Below are 19,343 nucleotides of genomic sequence, written 5' to 3' on the forward strand. Positions count from 1 at the left end.
CGTGCGTCCTTAATTGAGCGCTTCCATGCGCAGCTTCGTCACTTTCGACACGACCGTGGACAGCGCCTCGATCTCGCCAATCGCCGCGTTCACGTTCTTTTCGAGCGTCTCGTGCGTAATGAGGATGATGTCGGTCTCGCCCTTGTTGGCGCCGTCGACTTCTTCCGATTCCTTCTGCAACAAGGCGTCGATGGAAATGGCCTTGTCCGCGAGAATGCGCGTGATGTTGGCGAGCACGCCCGTCACGTCCGCGACGCGCAGGCGCAGGTAATAGCCGCTCGTCACTTCGTCGATCGGCAGAATGGGCGTGTTCGAGAGCGAGTCCGGCTGGAACGCCAGATGCGGCACGCGATGCTCCGGATCGGCCGTATGCAGGCGCGTCACGTCGACGAGATCGGCGACCACCGCGGACGCCGTCGGCTCCGCGCCTGCGCCCTTGCCGTAGTAGAGCGTGGTGCCGACCGCGTCGCCGTGCACGACGACCGCGTTCATCGCACCTTCCACGTTCGCGAGCAGGCGCTTCGCGGGAATCAGCGTCGGATGCGTGCGCAACTCGATGCCCTTCTCCGAGCGCCGCGCGATGCCGAGCAGCTTGATGCGATAGCCGAGGTCTTCCGCGTAGCGAATGTCGATGGCCGCGAGCTTGCTGATGCCTTCCACGTAAGCGCGATCGAACTGCACCGGCACGCCGAACGCGATCGCGCTCATGATCGTGACCTTGTGGGCAGCGTCGACACCTTCGATGTCGAAGGTCGGATCGGCTTCCGCGTAGCCGAGTTCCTGCGCGGCCTTCAATGCGGTCGCGAAGTCGAGCCCGCGGTCGCGCATCTCCGAAAGAATGTAGTTCGTCGTGCCGTTGATGATGCCCGCGATGTATTCGATGCGGTTCGCCGTCAGCCCTTCGCGCAGCGCCTTGATGATCGGAATGCCGCCCGCCACCGCCGCTTCGAACGCGACCATCACGCCTTTTGCGCGCGCGGCCTCGAAAATCTCCGTGCCGTGCACCGCGAGCAGCGCCTTGTTGGCCGTGACGACATGCTTGCCGTTCGCGATCGCGCGCAGCACCAGCTCGCGCGCGAAGCCCGTGCCGCCGATCATTTCGCACACGATGTCGATGGAAGGATCGTCGACGACGGCGTTGAAGTCGTCCGTCACAGCGATGCCTTCCTGCTCCGCGGCCTCGGCCTTCGACGGCGTGCGCACCGCGACGCGCGCGATTTCGATGCCGCGTCCCGCGCGTCGTTTGATTTCTTCCTGGTTACGGCGCAGCACCGTGAAGGTGCCGCTGCCGACCGTGCCGAAGCCCAAGAGTCCTACTTTGATCGGTTCCATGCAGCGCGAGTCTTTGAAAGAGAGATTAAGCGGAATGTCGTTTGCGATAGCCGTCGAGGAAACGCGCGATGCGGTTGATCGAATCCGCGAGGTCGTCGACGTTCGGCAGGAAAACCACGCGGAAATGATCCGGCGTCGGCCAGTTGAAGCCCGTACCTTGCACGAGCAGCACGCGCTCTTCGAGCAGGAGGTCGGTGATGAACTGCTGATCGTCCTGGATCGGGTACATCTTCGGGTCGAGCTTCGGGAACATGTACAGCGCGGCCTGCGGCTTCACGCAGGTGACGCCGGGAATCGCCGTGAGCATGTCGTAGGCGAGGTCGCGCTGCTTGAAGAGGCGCCCGCCCGGCACGATCAGATCGTTGATGCTCTGATAGCCGCCGAGCGCCGTCTGGATAGCGTACTGGCCGGGCACGTTCGGGCACAGGCGCATCGACGCGAGAATGCCGAGCCCTTCCAGATAGTCCTTCGCGCGGCGGCGGTTCTCTTCGATCAGGCCGGAAATGGCCATCCAGCCCGCGCGATACCCGCACGAGCGATAGCTTTTCGAGAGGCTGTTGAACGTGACCGTGATGACGTCTTCGGACAACGCGCCCATTGCCGTATGCGTCTGGCCGTCGTACACGATCTTGTCGTAGACCTCGTCGGCGAAAATGATGAGGCCGTGCTCGCGCGCGATCGCGATCAGATCGCGCAGCAGTTCGTCCGAGTACAGCGCGCCCGTGGGATTGTTCGGGTTGATGACGACGAGCGCCTTCGTGTTCGGCGTGATTTTCGCGCGGATGTCGTCGAGATCGGGCATCCAGCCGTTGCTCTCGTCGCACATGTAGTGGCGCGGCGTGCCCGACGAAAGGCTGACCGCGGCCGTCCAGAGCGGGTAGTCCGGGGCGGGCAGCAGCACTTCGTCGCCGTCGTTGAGAAGCGCCTGCATCGCCATGACGATCAGCTCGGACGCGCCATTGCCGATGTAGATGTCGTCCAGTTCGACGCCCGTCACGCCCTTTTGCTGCGTGTAATGCATGATCGCCTTGCGCGCGGCGAACACACCCTTGGAATCCGAATAACCCGAGCTGCCCGGCAGATTGCGGATCATGTCCTGAATGATTTCGTCTGGCGCCTCGAAGCCGAACGGCGCCAGATTGCCGATATTCAACTTGATGATGCGATGGCCTTCCTCTTCGAGGCGCTTCGCGTGTTCGAGCACGGGCCCGCGAATGTCGTAGCAGACGTTTTGCAGCTTGTTGGATTTGAGAATCGGTTTCACGGCTGGCGCTCTGGGTCGGGTGTGAATGCGGACTGGTGTTTTCGTGATGCCGGTCAGGTGCGTTTTGGTGTTTCGAAGTGTCGGACGGCGCGCCGCGTACGGGCCGCGAACGGACGTGCCGATTTGAACCGAGGTGAAACCTGAAGGCGGCTCGCCCGGACGACTCGCGCCATCCCGAGCGCCGAACGATGCATTTTAGACGCCGTGCCAGGTAAGGCACGGGCGATGCGGACCGGATTGCGTGTCGGAGGCGGCTTGTGGCGGCACGCGAGCGCAACGGGCGGCGCACGAGCGAGCCCGGCAGCCAAAAAGTTATAATTTACTGATTATGGCTCAGTTCCGCAATGCACCAATCGAACGCGCCGGAATGGGCGCAGACGGTGTTGCACAGGCGCACCGGGCCCTTCACTTTCCCTTTGCCGGATCATTGTTTTGAAACTGCACCAGGAATCCAATAACGCGCTCAATACCATCACGAGCTACGGAGACGGTTTCGTGGCGATCAATCTCGAAAGGCACGAAGGCAGCGTGATCGTCATGCCGGAAGCGCCCGTCGCGGCTTGGCCGGTGTCGTCGTTCGAGGCGCTTACGCCCGAGCACTTCGAGGCGCTCGTTCAGGCGGCGCCGGAAGTGGTGATCTTCGGCAGCGGCTCGCGGCTGCGCTTTCCGCATCCGCGTCTCACGGCGCAATTGGCAAAGCATCGCATCGGTGTCGAGACGATGGATTTCGGCGCGGCGTGCCGCACGTACAACATTCTGATGTCCGAAGGCCGGCGCGTGGCCGCCGCGCTGCTGATCGAGGCCTGAGATCGCCAGCGCGATGCCCGGCAGCGCCGCAAGAGCCAAGGCAACGCTAAGGAAGCGCTGGCAGACTCCCGCCGCCTGTCCGATTCCGGCGCGCGCCGATGCCTGACCTGCGTCAAATTTGACGAATGCCCGCCAGCCGTGCGCTACACTCCCGCCCGGCGTCCGTCTTTGCGGGACACGCCGGGCGCGGCGCATCGGACGGGCATTCGCCGGAATGGTGCCGGTAACGCGCCAAGCGTGCGCAATCGCGCGAACTTGCATCGGAAATGCGTGCCTGAGCATGCGCGCGGCCCGCACGCCTTGCGCGCACCCATCGCTCATTTCGTTTCATTAGCGCCGCGCATTGCGGCATCGGACAGGTCGACTTCATGAACGATACGCCTACCCGGCTACCGCTCACGCGTCTTTCGCTCATTCTTCTCGTACTCGCGCTCGCGATCGTCTGGTTCGCGCCGCTCGGTTTTCGCCATCTCGTGCCGAGCGACGAAGGCCGGTACGCCGAAATGGCGCGCGAGATGTTCGTGACCGGCGACTGGATCACGCCGCGCTACAACGGCTACAAATATTTCGAGAAGCCGCCGCTGCAAACCTGGGCGAACGCGCTCACCTTCGCGTGGTTCGGCATCGGCGAATGGCAGGCGCGGCTCTACACGGCGCTCACGGGTTTCGCGGGCGTGCTGCTCGTCGGCTATACCGGCACGCGCGTGTTCAACGCGATGACCGGCTTCGCCGCCGCCGTCATCCTCGCGACGTGCCCGTACTGGAACCTGATGGGCCACTTCAACACGCTCGACATGGGCCTGTCGTTCTGGATGCAGCTGACGCTGTGCGCGCTCCTGCTCGCGCAGCGCCCAGGCTTGCCCACGCGCGAGGTGCGCCTCTGGATGTGGCTCTGCTGGGCGGGAATGGGCGCCGCGGTGCTTTCGAAGGGCCTCGTCGGGCTGATCCTGCCGGGCGCGGTGCTCGTGCTGTACTCGATCGTCGCGCGCGACTGGGCGCTCTGGAAGCGGCTCTATATCGGCAGCGGGCTGATCGTCTTCCTGATCGTCACCGGCCCGTGGTTCGCGCTCGTGCAGATGAAGAACCCCGAGTTCTTCGACTTCTTCTTCATCGTCCAGCAATTCAAGCGCTATCTGACGCCCGAGCAGAATCGCCCCGGCGCGTTCTATTACTTCGTGCCGGTGCTGATCGTCGGATTCCTGCCGTGGCTGTCGATCGCGTTTCAAAGCGTGCGCCACGGCCTGAAAACGCCGCGCCAGCCCAACGGCTTCGCGCCGGTCACGATGCTGCTGATCTGGTCGGCGTTCATTTTCCTGTTCTTCAGCGCGTCGCACTCGAAGCTCATTTCCTACGTCCTGCCGATTGCGCCCGCGCTCGCGCTCGTCCTCGCGCTTTATTTGCCGTCGTTGACGAAGGCGCAGTACCGCAGGCATCTGATCGGCTATGCGGTGTTTCTGATCGCCGCGGCGTTCGGCGCGATCTTCATCGGCCGGGCGGGCAGCGCCAACACGCCGAACGCGCTGTATCGGGAATTTCAGATCTGGGTCTACGCGGGCCTCGGCGTTGCGTTTGCCGTGACGATTCTCGCGCTCTGGCTGAACCGCCGCAGCGTGCTCGCGGGCGCCGCGGGCCTCGGCGCAGCGTGGCTGCTGCTCGGCACGATCGCGGGTTCGGGCCACGACGTCTTCGGCACGCAGAGTTCCGGCGTGCCGCTCGTGCCGGCCGTCAAGGCCGCGATGGCGAAGCTGCCGCCCGACACGCCGTTCTATTCGATCGCGAAGCTCGATCACACGATGCCCTTCTACCTCGGCCACACGATGATCATGGTCGGCGAAGCCGACGAGCTGACGTTCGGCGTGCAAACCGAGCCGCAGAAATGGGTGCCGAGCATCGACGAGTGGATCCGTCGATGGGACGCCGAACATTACGCGCTCGCGCTGATGCCGCCGTCCCGCTACGACGAACTCATGGCACGCCACGTCCCGATGCAGCTCATCGCGCGCGACGAACGCCGTGTAATCGTCGAGAAGCCACAGCCGTGAGCAGCGCCGCTTACCTTCCCGGCAATGCTGCGGCGCACGAGCGTTCGGCATTCCGGGATGAACCGAGTATCCTTGTTTCGCATTTGAAAAACGCGCGATGAACCCGATTTCCTTTATTTGCATCGTCATCGGCGTATCGTTGAACGCATGCGCCCAGCTCCTGCTCAAAGCCGGCGTGAACGCGGTGGGCCATTTCGACATGACGCCCGCCAACATTCTGCCGGTCGGCATCAAGATCGCGACGCAATGGCCGATCATCGGCGGCCTCGCGTGCTATGTGCTGAGCGTCGTCGTGTGGATCGTCGGGCTGTCGCGCGTGGATGTGTCGATCGCCTATCCGATGCTCTCGCTCGGCTACGTCGTCAACGCGTTCGCCGCGTGGTACCTGTTCGGCGAAGTACTGTCGATGCAGCGGCTCATCGGCATCGGCATCATTCTGATCGGCGTCGTGGTGCTCGCGCGCGGCTGATTCGCGCAACCGGATCCATTCAATCTTTTAAACGCCTAATCCATGACTGAAACAAAGCGGCCGTTCCTGCCTTTCGTGAAGCCGGACATCGACGAAGAAACCATTCAGGGTGTGGTCGAGGTGCTGCGCTCCGGCTGGATCACGACCGGCCCGCAGAACCAGCAGTTCGAGGCCGAGTTGTCGGCTTTCGTGGGCGGCCGCCCGGTGCGCGCGTTCAACTCAGGCACCTGCACGATGGAGATCGGCTTGCGGATCGCGGGCGTCGGCGCGGGCGACGAAGTCATCACCACGCCGATGACCTGGGTGTCGACCGCCAACGTGATCCTCGAAGTGGGCGCGACGCCGGTGTTCGTCGATATCGACCCGGCGACGCGCAACATCGACTTGAGCCTGCTCGAACGCGCGATCACGCCGAAAACGAAGGCCATCATGCCGGTCTATCTGGCGGGTCTGCCCGTCGACATGGACAAGCTCTACGAGATCGCGCGCGCCCACGAGCTGCGCGTGATCGAAGATGCCGCGCAGGCGTTCGGCTCGAGCTGGAACGGCAAGCGTATCGGCGCGATCGGCGATATCGTGTCGTTCAGCTTCCACGCGAACAAGAACGTGACGTCGATCGAAGGCGGCGCGCTCGTCCTGAACGACGAGGACGAAGCCGAACTCGCGCGCAAGTACCGGCTCCAGGGCATCACGCGCACGGGCTTCGACGGCATGGACTGCGACGTGCTCGGCGGAAAGTACAACCTGACGGATGTGGCGGCGCGCGTCGGGCTCGGCTCGCTGCGCAAGACCGAAGCCATCACGGAACAGCGCCGGCAACTCGCGCGCCTCTATTTCGATGCCTTCGAAGGCGGCGCGGCGGTGAAGCTCGGCGTCGGCCTGCCGGTCGAGAACTTCACGGACCACAACTGGCACATGTTCCAGATCGCGCTGCCGCTGGACAAGCTCCGGCTCACGCGCGCGGAATTCATGGCGCAACTGAAGGAGCGCCAGGTCGGCAGCGGCATTCACTATCCGGCGCTGCATCTCTTCACGCTGTATCGCGCGCGCGGTTTCAAGGAAGGCATGTTCCCGCACGCGGAGCGGTATGGCGCGTCGAACGTGACGCTGCCGCTCTTTCCGGGCATGAGCGCCGAAGACGTGACGCACGTCGTGAAATCGATCGACGAAATCTGCGAGCAGTTCGGACATAACGGCTAACACGGACCATCAAGGACAACCAGCGCAACATGAGTCAAATGGATTTTCCGGCGACGTCGCCCGAGCTTTCGGTGATCATTCCGGTCTACAACGAGGAGGACGGCCTGGCCGCCCTTTTCCAGCGCCTCTATCCGGCGCTCGATGCGCTCGGCGCGTCGTACGAGGTGATCTTCATCAACGACGGCAGCCGCGACAAATCGGCCGCGCTGCTCGCGCAGCAATTCCACGTGCGGCCCGACACGACGCGCGTCATTCTGCTCAACGGCAACTACGGCCAGCACATGGCGATTCTCGCGGGCTTCGAGCAGTCGCGCGGCGAGATCGTCGTGACGCTCGACGCCGACCTGCAGAATCCGCCCGAGGAGATCGGCAAGCTCGTCGGCAAGATGCGCGAGGGCTACGACTACGTCGGCACGATCCGCCAGCAGCGGCAGGACAGCCTGTGGCGCAAGAAGGCGTCGCGCGCGATGAACCGTCTGCGCGAGCGCATCACGAAGATCAAGATGACCGACCAGGGCTGCATGCTGCGCGCGTACAGCCGCCATATCATCGATACCATCAACCGCTGCGGCGAGATCAACACGTTCATTCCCGCGCTCGCCTACACGTTCGCGCAGAACCCGATCGAAGTCGATGTCGCGCACGAAGAGCGTTTCGCGGGCGAATCGAAATATTCGCTCTACAGCCTGATTCGCCTGAACTTCGATCTCGTCACCGGCTTTTCAGTCGTGCCGCTGCAGTGGCTGTCGTTCATCGGCGTGATCTTGTCGGTCGGCTCGGCGGGCCTGTTCCTGCTGCTTTTGATTCGCCGCTTCATGTTCGGCGCGGAAGTCCAGGGTGTGTTCACCCTCTTCGCCATCACGTTCTTCATGCTCGGCGTCATCATCTTCGCGCTCGGGCTGCTCGGCGAATATATCGGGCGCATTTATCAGCAGGTGCGCGCGCGGCCACGCTATCTCGTGCAGACGATCCTCGAACAGCGCGATGGGCTCTCGGTCGCCGCGCGGCCGCTGCAGGATTCGGTGCAGCAGATCGTCGCCGTCACGCGCGAGGAGAGCGACCGATGAAACCGCGCGCGGTCGTCTTCGCCTATCACAACGTCGGCGTGCGCTGTCTGCAAGTGCTGCTCGCGCGCGGCGTCGATGTCGCGCTCGTCGTCACCCACGAAGACAGCGCAAGCGAGAACATCTGGTTCGGCAGCGTCGCGCAGGTCGCGGCGGAGCACGGCATCGAAACGATCACGCCCGCCGATCCGAAATCGCCCGAGCTGTACGACATCGTCGAAAAGCTCGCGCCTGACTTCATCTTCTCGTTCTATTACCGGCACATGCTGCCCGTCGCGCTGCTTTCGCTCGCGCGGCGCGGCGCATACAACATGCACGGCTCGCTGCTGCCGAAGTATCGCGGGCGCGTGCCGACGAACTGGGCCGTCATCAACGGCGAAACCGAAACCGGCGCGACGCTGCACGAAATGGCGGAAAAGCCCGACGCCGGCGCGATTCTCGCCCAGACGCCGGTGCCGATTCTCCCCGACGATACCGCCGCGCAAGTCTTCGACAAAACGGTCGTCGCCGCCGAGCAGACACTCTGGCGCGTGCTGCCGGCGCTGCTTGCGGGCGAAGCGCCGCATCTGCCGAACGATCTGGCCGCGGGCAGCTATTACGGCGGGCGCAAGCCGGAAGATGGCCGTATCGACTGGTCGCAGCCGGCGCAGCGCGTCTACAACCTGATCCGCGCGGTCGCGCCGCCGTATCCGGGCGCATTTACGGATGTCGGCGCGGAGCGTTTCATCGTTGCGCGCGCGCGGCTCGTGCCCGAAACGGGCGCGCCGGGCGTCTCTCCCGAAAGGCTCGGTGAGTTGCGGAGTTTGCCGCCGGGCCTGACGGTGGCGGATAATGCGCTGTTCGGCGTCTGCGGCGATGGCCGCGTCGTCGCGATCCACGAATTGCGTCATCGGCCCGCGAACGCCGGCGCGCAATCGTCGGGCGAAGCGCGCACCGTCGATCCTTCCGAATTCAGCCGAATCACTCAATCCTCTCGTCATTCATGAAAAAAGTTCTGATCCTGGGTGTCAATGGCTTCATCGGCCATCACCTGTCCAAGCGCATCCTCGAAACCACCGACTGGGAAGTCTTCGGGATGGACATGCAAACCGACCGCCTGGGCGACCTCGCGAATCACGAGCGGATGCATTTCTTCGAAGGCGACATCACGATCAACAAGGAGTGGGTCGAGTATCACGTCAAGAAGTGCGACGTGATCCTGCCGCTCGTGGCCATCGCCACGCCCGCGACTTACGTGAAGCAGCCGCTGCGCGTGTTCGAGCTGGACTTCGAAGCCAATCTGCCGATCGTGCGTTCGGCCGTGAAGTACGGCAAGCATCTCGTGTTTCCGTCGACGTCCGAGGTGTACGGCATGTGCACCGACGAGCAGTTCGATCCGGAAAACTCGGTGCTCTCCTACGGCCCGATCAACAAGCCGCGCTGGATCTACGCGTGCTCGAAGCAGTTGATGGATCGCGTGATCTGGGGCTACGGCATGGAAGGCCTCAACTTCACCCTCTTCCGTCCGTTCAACTGGATCGGCCCGGGCCTCGACTCGATCTATACGCCGAAGGAAGGTTCGTCGCGCGTGGTGACGCAGTTCCTCGGGCATATCGTGCGCGGCGAGAACATCAGCCTCGTCGATGGAGGCGCGCAGAAGCGCGCGTTCACGGATATCGACGACGGCATCGGCGCGCTGATGAAGATCATCGAGAACAAGGGCGGCGTCGCGTCGGGCAAGATCTACAACATCGGCAATCCGACGAACAACTTCTCCGTGCGCGAACTGGCGAACAAGATGCTCGCGCTCGCGAACGAGTTTCCCGAGTATTCGGACAGCGCGAAGAAGGTGCAGCTCGTCGAGACCTCGTCGGGTGCGTACTACGGCAACGGTTATCAGGACGTGCAGAACCGCGTGCCGAAGATCGAGAACACGATGCAGGAACTCGGCTGGGCGCCGCAAGCCTCGATGGACGACGCGCTGCGCAAGATCTTCGAAGCTTATCGCGGCCATGTGGGCGAAGCCCGCAAGCTGGTCGAACAGTCGTAAGGCGCGCGCGTGGCTCGCATCGTCCTCAAGATCGACGTCGATACGCTGCGCGGCACGCGCGAAGGCGTGCCCAACCTCAGGCGGCTTCTCGACAAGTACAGCGCCCGCGCGACCTTCCTTTTCAGCCTCGGCCCGGACCACACCGGCTGGGCGCTGCGGCGCGTGTTCCGGCCGGGCTTTCTGAAGAAAGTGTCGCGCACGTCGGTCGTCGAGCATTACGGCGTGAAGACGCTCATGTACGGCGTGCTGCTGCCGGGGCCGGACATCGGGCGGGAAGCGGTGTCGGAAATGCGCGCGATCCACGAGGCCGGCTTCGAATGCGGCATCCATACGTGGGATCACGTCTACTGGCAGGACAACGTGCGCGGGCGCGATCGCGAATGGACCGTCGCGCAGATGCGGCAGAGCCATGCGCGCTTCATCGAAATTTTTGGTGCGCCGCCCGTCACGCACGGCGCGGCCGGCTGGCAGATGAACGGCTACGCGTTCGAGCAGATCGACGCGTGGGGCATGCGCTATGCGTCCGACGGGCGCGGCCACACGCCGTACATTCCCGTGCTCGATGGCCGCACGCTGAACCACATCCAGATGCCGACCACGCTGCCGACGCTCGACGAAGTGCTCGGCGTCGACGGCGTCGATGAAAGCAACGTCGCGGCGCACGTGCTGCGCCATACGGCGAACAATCCGCACGATCAGGTGTTCACGCTGCACGCCGAACTCGAAGGCCAGAAGCTCGCGCCGGTGTTCGAGCAACTGCTCGCCGGCTGGCGCGCGCAGGGACACAGCTTCGCCACGATGGGCGACTACCATGCTGCGCTGGACCGCGCGACGCTCCCCACGTACCCTGTGACGTGGGGCGAGATTCCGGGCCGCGCGGGCGAACTCATTGTCCAGCCGGGCTGAAGCGGCGCGTGGCCGCTTTCGAATCTCGTCTTCTTCTCGTCGCTTTTCTCGTCGTTTTTTTCTCACCGATAAACCAGAACAACCGGAGAAACCTACGTGTCAGTCGCAGTCGATCAGCCCGTTCCCGACTTCACCGCACCCGCGACGGGTGGCGAGTTCACGCTTTCGAGCCTGCGCGGCAAGAAGGTCGTGCTCTTCTTCTACCCGAAGGACAACACGCCGGGCTGCACGACCGAAAGCCTGCAATTTCGCGACCACTACGATCAGTTCACGGCGGCGGGCGCCGAGATCATCGGCATCTCGCGCGACAGCGTGAAATCGCACGACAACTTCAAGGCGAAACTCGAGTTGCCTTACACGCTGGTTTCGGACGGCGACGAAGCGATCTGCTCGCTCTTCGATGTCATCAAGATGAAGAAAATGTATGGCAAGGAAGTGCGCGGCGTGGAGCGCTCGACCTTTCTCGTCGACGCTCAAGGCGTGCTGCGGCGGGAGTTTCGCGGCGTCAAGGTGCCAGGCCACGTAGAGGCGATCGTCGAGGCTGTACAAGCGATTTGAGGCACGTTATATTGGTTCGCAATGAGCGCCTGTCCTCCCCATTCCATCTGGTTTAGCGCGAGCCGCCGTGTACCGGCCGGTACGGCCGGCATGGACCCGGGCTATGTGGGGCTTGCAAGGGAGAGGTGCTCGCCGGCAGAAGTCAGCCGCTGGTTCCGGTAGTCGGAACGGCGGCTTTTTTATTTGGCGTCGCGTAAAGCCACGGATCATCGGCTCGTGCGCGGCGTGTTGCACGCAACCTCCAAGGAGCAGATCGAAACCTAGGCGAACCGGCGATTTCGACAACGAAGCGCGCCACCGGGCGCAAACTGCTGGATTCGTATCGCTTCGAGGGCGGACGAGCAGGATGCGACAGGCGGCGCACGATACAGACCCGATTCCTTTCGAGGGAACACCATGCCTTTGCCTACCGCCCCGGCCAAGCTCGGCCATCTCCTTCCGGCCGAAGAATACAAGGCCAAAGCCCGGCCTTCGAAGCAGTCGAAGAAACAAGCCGCGGCGAGCGATGACGACGCGTACGGCGCGGTCGAGACCGTCGCCGCCGAGCGTCCCGCCACGAACGCCGCGCACACGCTGCGCTCGATCGCGAGCGAAGTGCTGACCCCGATTCCGGCCGAACCGCACACGGAAGCGGCCATGCCGCCGCCCGCGCCGGGCACCGTGCCCACGCGCGGCCGAAAATCGAAACAGACCGCGGCCCTGCTGCAGCCGGCACCGGGCGCGCGCACCGCACCGGAAGCGGTCGAAGCGCGCACCGAGCGCGTCGAAACGCCGGTGGCGACCGAAACGCCCGCGCCGGCCGCGGCAAAAGACCCGCGCGCGCAGAACAAACGCCGCAAGAGCGCAGCGGCCGAAGCCGAACTGCGCAAGCTCTTCGTGCTCGACACCAACGTGCTGATGCACGATCCGAGCTCGCTCTTCCGCTTCGAGGAACACGACGTCTATCTGCCGATGATGACGTTGGAAGAACTCGACAACCACAAGAAGGGCATGTCGGAAGTGGCGCGCAACGCGCGTCAGGTGAGCCGCACGCTCGATGCGCTCGTCGCGCACGCGGGCAACGCCGCCAAGATGACCGAAGGCATTCCGCTCGCCGCGCAAGGCAACCGCGACGCGCTCGGCCGCCTTTACTTCCAGACGACGCTCACGGACATCGAGCCGGTCGAAGGCCTGCCCGTCGGCAAGGCGGACAATCAGATTCTCGGTGTCGTGCGCGCGCTGCAGAAGGAACGTGCCGATCGCCAGGTCGTGCTGGTGTCGAAAGACATCAACATGCGCATCAAGGCGCACGCGCTCGGCCTGCCCGCCGAAGACTATTTCAACGATCAGGTTCTCGAAGACAAGGATCTGCTCTACTCCGGCGTGCGCGCGCTGCCGCAGGATTTCTGGGTCAAGCACGCGAAGGGCATGGAGAGCTGGCAAGACACGAAAACCGGCACGACGTATTACCGCGTGACCGGGCCGCTGTGTCCGTCGATGCTCGTGAACGAATTCGTCTATCTGGAGCCGCAGAACGGCGAGCCGTCGTTTCATGCGGTCGTGCGCGAACTCAACGGCAAGACGGCGCTCCTGCAGACGCTGCGCGACTACGGTCATCACAAGAACAACGTGTGGGGCATCACGGCGCGCAATCGCGAGCAGAACTTCGCGCTCAATCTCTTGATGAACCCGGAAGTCGACTTCGTCACGCTGCTCGGGCAGGCCGGCACCGGCAAGACGCTGATGGCGCTCGCCGCCGGTCTCGCGCAAGTGCTCGACGACAAGCGCTACAACGAGATCATCGTGACGCGGGCGACGGTGCCGGTCGGTGAAGACATCGGCTTTCTGCCGGGGACCGAGGAAGAAAAGATGCAGCCGTGGATGGGCGCATTCGACGACAACCTCGAAGTCCTGCAAAAGACCGACGACGCCGCCGGCGAATGGGGCCGCGCCGCGACGCAGGAACTGATTCGCTCGCGCCTGAAGGTCAAGAGCATGAACTTCATGCGCGGACGCACGTTCGTCGACAAATACGTGATCATCGACGAGGCGCAGAATCTGACGCCCAAGCAGATGAAAACGCTCGTCACGCGCGCGGGTCCGGGCACGAAGATCATTTGCCTCGGGAATATCGCGCAGATCGACACGCCTTATCTCACCGAAGGCAGTTCTGGGCTCACGTACGTCGTCGACCGCTTCAAGGGCTGGACGCACAGCGGTCATGTGACGCTTGCACGCGGTGAGCGCTCGCGTCTCGCCGATTACGCGTCCGACATTCTGTAAGCGCGCGTCTATCGCGATGAACGGCCTGGCGAAGCGATTTGCCGGGCCGTTTCTTTTCGTCTGAACGTTCCGCGACTGCAACACTTACGGCATAAACTTCATGTAGATCCTGAAGACTTCTTGTCGCACGGCCGTTCGGCGCGCTAGTATCGGCACACTGCCCTTCCTGGCGAGTGTCGCTCGCCTTTTGCAATGCATCGAATCTGGTTGCTGCTTCTCGTCACCGTACTGCTCGCCGCGTGTGGAACCGCGCCGCAGCAGACGGCACGCAAGCCCGCTGCCAGCACGAATGCAAACCGCACCTACAAAGCGCCGCCCGGCTTTCCGAATTTCGTCGATCACAGCGTGGGGCGCGAGGAAATCTCCATTCAGGCGATGTCGCTCGTCGGCGTGCCGTATCGCTGGGGTGGCAATACGCCCGATGCGGGCTTCGATTGCAGCGGGCTCGTGCGTTATGTGGTCGATCGCGCGGCGTCGGTCAATCTGCCGCGCACGACCGCCGATATGAGCTCGCGCGGCGATTCGATCGAGCCGGACGAGATCGCGCCCGGCGACCTGATTTTCTTCAACACCACCGGGCGGCCGCATTCGCATGTCGGCATTTATGTCGGCAAGCTGCGTTTCGTGAATGCGCCGTCGACGGGCGGCACCGTGCGTCTCGACTATCTGACGAACCCGTATTGGGCAAAGCGGTTCGACGGCATTCGCCGCGTCGCGCCACCGAAGGCCGCGCCCACGCCGTTCGATGCGCCGACTTACATCGCATCGCCCGCGACAACCACGGCGCCCGCATCGGCCTATGTCGCCGCGCCCGTGACAACGCCTGCGCCCGGAACGGCCTATGCCGCACCGCCCGTGACCGCGCCAGCGCGCGCGCCAACGGCCGCCGACGCTTTCGAGCCGCCGCCCGCGTCACTCACCGCGGCGCAACGTCAATCCCAGGCTGCAGGCGCGACGACGCCGAGCGTCGCGGCGATCAGCGCGTCGCCCGATCCGATCAAGGCCGTCGCCGACGCTTTCGAACCGCCGCCGCCGACATCGACAGCAGCACGCCAGCAAGCGCGCAACGCGCAAGCCGCCGACGACCCCGCCGAACCGCCTGTCCGCGTGATGCGCGCGTCCACCGGCTTGCTTTCCGCCCCGCGCCCCGCGCAGAACGACGATCCCATCGCCCGCTTCGCAACCGGCACGAACTGACGCGCATTGCGCGTCTCTGCTATCGTGTTCCGATCATTCGTCGACGGAGCGCATCACCATGGACTTGGGACTCGCGGGCAAGGTCGTCCTCATCACGGGCGGCAGCAAGGGAATCGGATTTGCATGCGCGAAAGCGTTCGCGAGCGAAGGTGCGAAGGTTGCGATCGTCTCGCGCGATGCCGCGAATCTGGCCCGCGCCCGCGAACAACTGGCGAGCGCCGGACACCATGTGCATCTCGCGCGCGCGGACCTGCACGAAGCGCACAGCGCCGAAGATGTCGTCGAGGAAGCAAGCGCCGCGCTCGGTCCGATCGATATCCTCATCAACAGCGCCGGCGCCGCGCGCCGCTATGACCCGGACACGCTCGACGCCGCGGCCTACAGGGCGGCCATGGACGCGAAGTACTTCTCGTATGTCTATCCGCAGCAAGTCGTGCTCAAGCGCATGGCCGAGCGCCTGCGCAACGATCCGGGCGTCGAGCCGGGCGCGATCGTCAATATCGTTGGAATGGGCGGGAAAATCGCGACGGACATCCACATTGCGGGCGGCGCGGCCAACGCGGCGCTGATGCTCAATACGGTCGGACTCGCGCATCACTACGCGAAACTCGGCATCCGCATCAACGCGATCAATCCGGGCGCGACGCTCACGGAGCGCGTCGAGGAGGCGCTCGATCTGGAGGCGAAACGCCAAGGCGTGACGCGCGATCAGGTGCTCGCCGAGAGCCAGGCCAACGTGCCGCTCGGGCGCTACGCAAAGCCGGAGGAGATTGCCGACGTCGCCCTTTTTCTGGCGAGCCGGCGTGCGAGTTACGTGTCGGGCGCGATCATTCCGATGGACGGCGTGTCGTCGCCGATCATCTGACGCGCGGCGGGCTCGGAGAAAGCCCGCCGGCGGCACGAATCAGAGGAAGCGGTGGCCGATCCACCAGCCGGCTGCGGCGAGCGCGGCGGATGCGGGAATGGTCAGAATCCACGCCCACACGATATTGCCCGCGACGCCCCAACGCACCGCGCTGAACTTCTGCGTCGCGCCGACGCCGACGATCGCGCCGGTGATCGTATGCGTCGTCGAAACAGGAATGCCGAGAAACGACGCGACGAACAGCGTGATCGCCCCGCCCGTTTCCGCGCAAAATCCGCCGACGGGCTTCAGCTTCGTGATCTTCTGACCCATCGTGCGCACGATGCGCCAGCCGCCGAACAGCGTGCCGAGCCCCATCGACAGATAGCAAAGACCGATGACCCAGACGGGCGGCGCTTCGGAGCTGGCCGACGCGTAGCCGGTCGCGATCAGCAGCATCCAGATGATGCCGATGGTCTTCTGCGCGTCATTGCCGCCGTGCCCAAGCGAATACAGGCCCGCCGAGACGAGCTGCATGCGGCGAAAGCGCCGGTCGACCTTTGAAGGCGGCGTGCGGAAATACAGCCACGACACGAGCAGCATGAAGAACGAGCCGAGCACGAAACCGAGCAGCGGCGAGATGAAGATGAACGCGACCGTCTTGAGCAGCCCGTCCCAGTTGAGCGAGGCCCAGCCCGACTTCGCGAGCGCCGCGCCGACTAGACCGCCGATCAGCGCGTGCGACGAACTCGATGGAATGCCGTAAATCCACGTGACGATATTCCAGCCGATCGCGCCGACGAGCGCGCCGAAAATGACGTAGTGATCGACGATTTCGGGATCGATCGTGCCCTTGCCGACCGTCGCGGCGACTTTCAGATGAAAGATGAAATACGCGATGACGTTGAACGCGGCGGCAAAGGCGACCGCCTGTTGCGGCTTGAGCACGCCCGTCGAGACGACGGTGGCAATGGAGTTGGCGGCGTCGTGGAAGCCGTTCATGAAGTCGAACGCGAGCGCGACTATGACGAGCAAGGCGACTGCCCAGATGGCGAGTTGAATCGAATGCATCGGTTGGTGTTGTTTTGACCGGTCTTGAAATGCGGTGCCGGTTTGTCGTCCCGGTTTCTCGTGTCCCGCCGCGCGCGGGCCTGCCGCGCGCCGGGGGCTTGGACGGCGTGGTCAGGCGTTTTCCAGCACGATGCCTTCGATGATGTTCGCGACGTCTTCGCACTTGTCGGTGATCGTCTCGAGCAGCTCGTAAATCGCCTTCAGCTTGATGAGATTCTTCACGTCGTCTTCCTCGCGGAAGAGCTTCGACATGGCCGAGCGCAGCACGCGGTCGGCGTCGGACTCCAGACGGTCGATTTCCTCGCAGATCTTCAGGATCTCGCTCGCGCGCTTCATGTCCGCCAGCAATTCGACGGCCTTCTGCACGCGCGTGACCGTGCCGGTGCAGATATGCGCGAGCTGGCTCGCCTCCGATGTCACCGCGCGCACGTCGTACAGCGAGATGGCCGTGGCGACGTCCTCCATCAGGTCGAGGATGTCGTCCATCGTCGTGATGAGCTTGTGGATTTCGTCGCGGTCGAGCGGCGTGATGAACGTCTTGTGCAGCAGATCGATGGTTTCGTGCGTGAGCTTGTCGGCGCGCTTTTCGTTCGCCTGCACGTTCTGCTTGTGGACCTCGGCTTCGTCGAGGTTGTCGATCAGCAATTCGAGCTCGCGGCTCGCATCAACCATGCACTTCGCGTGCGCGTTGAAAATCTCGAAGAATTTGCCCTCGGTGGGCATGAAACGACCGAACATGAATTTCCCGCTAAATGGGTCAATTTGAGACAGACATCAAACTGACATATTGTACCTGCGCGCACTACCGGGCGCACCGCGCGTGCCTGTCGCACGAAGGCCAATGTCGCGAGGAATCGACAATGGAAGCGACGGACGTTTATTCGCCGCCGTAGAAGTTCTGCGCTCCGGCGAAGTTGTCAAACTTCGTGTACTGGCCGTGGAAAGTCAGGCGAACCGGGCCGATCGGACCGTTACGCTGCTTGCCGATGATGATTTCGGCCGTGCCCTTGTCGGGGCTGTCCGGGTTGTAGACTTCGTCGCGATAGATGAAAAGAATCACGTCCGCGTCCTGTTCGATAGCGCCCGATTCGCGCAGGTCCGACATGATCGGCCGCTTGTTCGGACGCTGCTCCAGTCCGCGATTCAACTGCGACAGCGCGATCACCGGCACGTCGAGTTCCTTCGCGAGGCTCTTGAGCGAACGCGAGATTTCCGAGATTTCCGTGGCGCGGTTTTCGCCACCGCCCGAACCGGACATGAGCTGCAAATAATCGACGATGATCAGCCCGAGCTTGCCGCATTGCCGCGACAGACGCCGCGCGCGCGAGCGCAGTTCCATTGGGTTGAGGCCGCCCGTTTCGTCGATGAAAAGCTGCGCCTCGCTCATTTTCTGCACGGCATGCGTGAGCTTCGGCCAATCCTCGTCGGTGAGACGCCCGGTACGCATGCGATGCTGATCGAGCCGGCCGACCGAGCCGAGCATACGCATCGTGAGTTGCGTGCCGGGCATTTCCATCGAGAACACCGCGACGGGCAGGCCGTACTCCACCGCTACGTATTCGCCGATGTTCATCGAGAAAGCCGTCTTACCCATCGACGGACGCCCCGCCACGATGATCAGTTCGCCGCCATGCATGCCCGAAGTCATGCGATCGAGGTCGACGAAGCCTGTCGGCGTGCCAGTCACATCGCTCGGATTGGCCGTGTGATACAGCGTGTCGATGCGCTCGACGACCTGCGTGAGAAGCGGTCCGATCTCCAGAAAACCCTGCGTGCCGCGCGCGCCGTCTTCGGCGATCGAAAACACGCGGGCTTCCGCCTCGTCGAGAATCTGGCGGACTTCCTTGCCCTGCGGATTGAAGGCATCGGCGGAAATTTCGTCGGCCACCGACACGAGGCGGCGCAGCACCGCGCGATCGCGCACGATCTCCGCGTAGCGCCGAATGTTCGCCGCGCTCGGCGTGTTCTGCGCGAGCGCGTTCAGATACGCGAGCCCGCCCACTTCCTCGGCCTTGCCGGCCATCGTGAGCGCTTCGTAGACGGTGATGACGTCCGCGGGGCGCGTCGCCGCGATCAACTTGCCGATGTGCTCATAAATGATGCGATGGTCGTAGCGATAAAAATCGCTTTGATGCATCACGTCGGCGATGCGGTCCCATGCAGCGTTATCCAGCAGCAAGCCGCCGATCACGGATTGTTCGGCTTCGATCGAATGCGGCGGGACTTTCAGCGCGTCGAGTTGCGGGTCTTTGGACGGAGCGTTCATGGGGTGGAATTATCGATGAATTCGGCGCGTAG

The 19,343-nt window shown here is 63.7% G+C and carries 17 protein-coding genes; 12 read left to right on the forward strand and 5 right to left on the reverse strand.

The features are described 5' to 3' along the window. Positions 1 to 9: 9 nt before the first annotated feature. Both AWB77_RS26885 and AWB77_RS26890 read right to left on the reverse strand, forming a co-directional pair. Complete coding sequence (locus tag AWB77_RS26885; protein WP_061137504.1) at positions 10 to 1,332, reverse strand: homoserine dehydrogenase; 1,323 nt, start codon at positions 1,330 to 1,332, stop codon at positions 10 to 12. A 25-nt stretch (positions 1,333 to 1,357) separates the two neighbouring features. Then, on the reverse strand, positions 1,358 to 2,596 hold the full coding sequence (locus AWB77_RS26890) for a pyridoxal phosphate-dependent aminotransferase (RefSeq protein ID WP_167354184.1): 1,239 nt from the start codon (positions 2,594 to 2,596) through the stop codon (positions 1,358 to 1,360). A 432-nt stretch (positions 2,597 to 3,028) separates the two neighbouring features. Here AWB77_RS26890 and AWB77_RS26895 point away from each other — a divergent pair, with 432 nt between their 5' ends. The 12 genes from AWB77_RS26895 to AWB77_RS26950 all read left to right on the forward strand — a co-directional run bounded on the left by AWB77_RS26895 (position 3,029) and on the right by AWB77_RS26950 (position 15,995). Then, the gene (locus AWB77_RS26895) at positions 3,029 to 3,403 is read left to right on the forward strand and encodes an Mth938-like domain-containing protein (RefSeq protein ID WP_061137506.1); all 375 of its coding nucleotides are present in this window, start codon (positions 3,029 to 3,031) and stop codon (positions 3,401 to 3,403) included. A gap of 368 nt (positions 3,404 to 3,771) precedes the next feature. Then, entirely contained in the window at positions 3,772 to 5,445 is a 1,674-nt protein-coding gene (locus AWB77_RS26900) for a glycosyltransferase family 39 protein (RefSeq protein WP_061137507.1), read from the forward strand. A 97-nt stretch (positions 5,446 to 5,542) separates the two neighbouring features. After that, the gene (locus AWB77_RS26905) at positions 5,543 to 5,914 is read left to right on the forward strand and encodes an SMR family transporter (protein WP_061137508.1); all 372 of its coding nucleotides are present in this window, start codon (positions 5,543 to 5,545) and stop codon (positions 5,912 to 5,914) included. Positions 5,915 to 5,956: 42 nt separating this feature from the next. Beyond that, positions 5,957 to 7,114, forward strand: coding sequence for a DegT/DnrJ/EryC1/StrS family aminotransferase (locus tag AWB77_RS26910; protein ID WP_061137509.1), 1,158 nt, complete (start codon positions 5,957 to 5,959; stop codon positions 7,112 to 7,114). 29 nt (positions 7,115 to 7,143) lie between these two features. Beyond that, on the forward strand, positions 7,144 to 8,181 hold the full coding sequence (locus tag AWB77_RS26915) for a glycosyltransferase (protein ID WP_061137510.1): 1,038 nt from the start codon (positions 7,144 to 7,146) through the stop codon (positions 8,179 to 8,181). After that, on the forward strand, positions 8,178 to 9,164 hold the full coding sequence (locus tag AWB77_RS26920) for a formyltransferase (protein WP_061137511.1): 987 nt from the start codon (positions 8,178 to 8,180) through the stop codon (positions 9,162 to 9,164). Before AWB77_RS26915 ends, AWB77_RS26920 begins: the two co-directional genes overlap by 4 nt. Further along, complete coding sequence (locus tag AWB77_RS26925; RefSeq protein WP_061137512.1) at positions 9,161 to 10,207, forward strand: bifunctional UDP-4-keto-pentose/UDP-xylose synthase; 1,047 nt, start codon at positions 9,161 to 9,163, stop codon at positions 10,205 to 10,207. The genes AWB77_RS26920 and AWB77_RS26925 overlap by 4 nt, the downstream gene beginning before the upstream one ends. A 9-nt stretch (positions 10,208 to 10,216) precedes the next feature. Continuing rightward, the gene (locus tag AWB77_RS26930; RefSeq protein WP_061137513.1) at positions 10,217 to 11,113 is read left to right on the forward strand and encodes a polysaccharide deacetylase family protein; all 897 of its coding nucleotides are present in this window, start codon (positions 10,217 to 10,219) and stop codon (positions 11,111 to 11,113) included. A gap of 96 nt (positions 11,114 to 11,209) precedes the next feature. Then, positions 11,210 to 11,671, forward strand: coding sequence for a peroxiredoxin (locus AWB77_RS26935; protein ID WP_061137514.1), 462 nt, complete (start codon positions 11,210 to 11,212; stop codon positions 11,669 to 11,671). Positions 11,672 to 12,067: 396 nt separating this feature from the next. After that, the gene (locus AWB77_RS26940; protein WP_061137515.1) at positions 12,068 to 13,933 is read left to right on the forward strand and encodes a PhoH family protein; all 1,866 of its coding nucleotides are present in this window, start codon (positions 12,068 to 12,070) and stop codon (positions 13,931 to 13,933) included. Between the two features lie 192 nt (positions 13,934 to 14,125). Continuing rightward, positions 14,126 to 15,130, forward strand: a complete 1,005-nt coding sequence (locus AWB77_RS26945; protein WP_061137516.1) for a C40 family peptidase — start codon at positions 14,126 to 14,128, stop codon at positions 15,128 to 15,130. 58 nt (positions 15,131 to 15,188) lie between these two features. Then, positions 15,189 to 15,995 (forward strand): SDR family oxidoreductase, encoded by an 807-nt coding sequence (locus tag AWB77_RS26950; protein ID WP_061137517.1) that lies wholly within the window; start codon positions 15,189 to 15,191, stop codon positions 15,993 to 15,995. 39 nt (positions 15,996 to 16,034) lie between these two features. On the opposite strand, the gene AWB77_RS26955 is transcribed toward AWB77_RS26950, so the two are convergent. The 3 genes from AWB77_RS26955 to AWB77_RS26965 all read right to left on the reverse strand — a co-directional run bounded on the left by AWB77_RS26955 (position 16,035) and on the right by AWB77_RS26965 (position 19,311). Further along, complete coding sequence (locus AWB77_RS26955; RefSeq protein WP_061137518.1) at positions 16,035 to 17,045, reverse strand: inorganic phosphate transporter; 1,011 nt, start codon at positions 17,043 to 17,045, stop codon at positions 16,035 to 16,037. Between the two features lie 111 nt (positions 17,046 to 17,156). Beyond that, positions 17,157 to 17,783 carry a DUF47 domain-containing protein gene (locus tag AWB77_RS26960; RefSeq protein ID WP_061137519.1) on the reverse strand — a complete coding sequence of 209 codons (627 nt, stop codon included), beginning with the start codon at positions 17,781 to 17,783 and terminating at the stop codon, positions 17,157 to 17,159. Between the two features lie 139 nt (positions 17,784 to 17,922). Then, a complete protein-coding gene (locus AWB77_RS26965) occupies positions 17,923 to 19,311 on the reverse strand; it encodes a replicative DNA helicase (RefSeq protein WP_061137520.1) in 1,389 nt (462 codons plus the stop codon). Positions 19,312 to 19,343 lie beyond the last annotated feature (32 nt).

It is taken from the genome of Caballeronia fortuita (genome assembly GCF_001544835.2).
Lineage (GTDB): Bacteria > Pseudomonadota > Gammaproteobacteria > Burkholderiales > Burkholderiaceae > Caballeronia > Caballeronia fortuita.

Excerpts from the sequence above, each read along its gene's own strand:
- AWB77_RS26885 (WP_061137504.1), bottom strand. The coding sequence starts at position 1,332 with ATGGAACCGATCAAAGTAGGACTCTTGGGCTTCGGCACGGTCGGCAGC.
- AWB77_RS26900 (WP_061137507.1), top strand. The coding sequence starts at position 3,772 with ATGAACGATACGCCTACCCGGCTACCGCTCACGCGTCTTTCGCTCATT.
- AWB77_RS26905 (WP_061137508.1), top strand. The coding sequence starts at position 5,543 with ATGAACCCGATTTCCTTTATTTGCATCGTCATCGGCGTATCGTTGAAC.
- AWB77_RS26910 (WP_061137509.1), top strand. The coding sequence starts at position 5,957 with ATGACTGAAACAAAGCGGCCGTTCCTGCCTTTCGTGAAGCCGGACATC.
- AWB77_RS26915 (WP_061137510.1), top strand. The coding sequence starts at position 7,144 with ATGAGTCAAATGGATTTTCCGGCGACGTCGCCCGAGCTTTCGGTGATC.
- AWB77_RS26920 (WP_061137511.1), top strand. The coding sequence starts at position 8,178 with ATGAAACCGCGCGCGGTCGTCTTCGCCTATCACAACGTCGGCGTGCGC.
- AWB77_RS26925 (WP_061137512.1), top strand. The coding sequence starts at position 9,161 with ATGAAAAAAGTTCTGATCCTGGGTGTCAATGGCTTCATCGGCCATCAC.
- AWB77_RS26940 (WP_061137515.1), top strand. The coding sequence starts at position 12,068 with ATGCCTTTGCCTACCGCCCCGGCCAAGCTCGGCCATCTCCTTCCGGCC.
- AWB77_RS26945 (WP_061137516.1), top strand. The coding sequence starts at position 14,126 with ATGCATCGAATCTGGTTGCTGCTTCTCGTCACCGTACTGCTCGCCGCG.
- AWB77_RS26950 (WP_061137517.1), top strand. The coding sequence starts at position 15,189 with ATGGACTTGGGACTCGCGGGCAAGGTCGTCCTCATCACGGGCGGCAGC.
- AWB77_RS26955 (WP_061137518.1), bottom strand. The coding sequence starts at position 17,045 with ATGCATTCGATTCAACTCGCCATCTGGGCAGTCGCCTTGCTCGTCATA.
- AWB77_RS26960 (WP_061137519.1), bottom strand. The coding sequence starts at position 17,783 with ATGTTCGGTCGTTTCATGCCCACCGAGGGCAAATTCTTCGAGATTTTC.
- AWB77_RS26965 (WP_061137520.1), bottom strand. The coding sequence starts at position 19,311 with ATGAACGCTCCGTCCAAAGACCCGCAACTCGACGCGCTGAAAGTCCCG.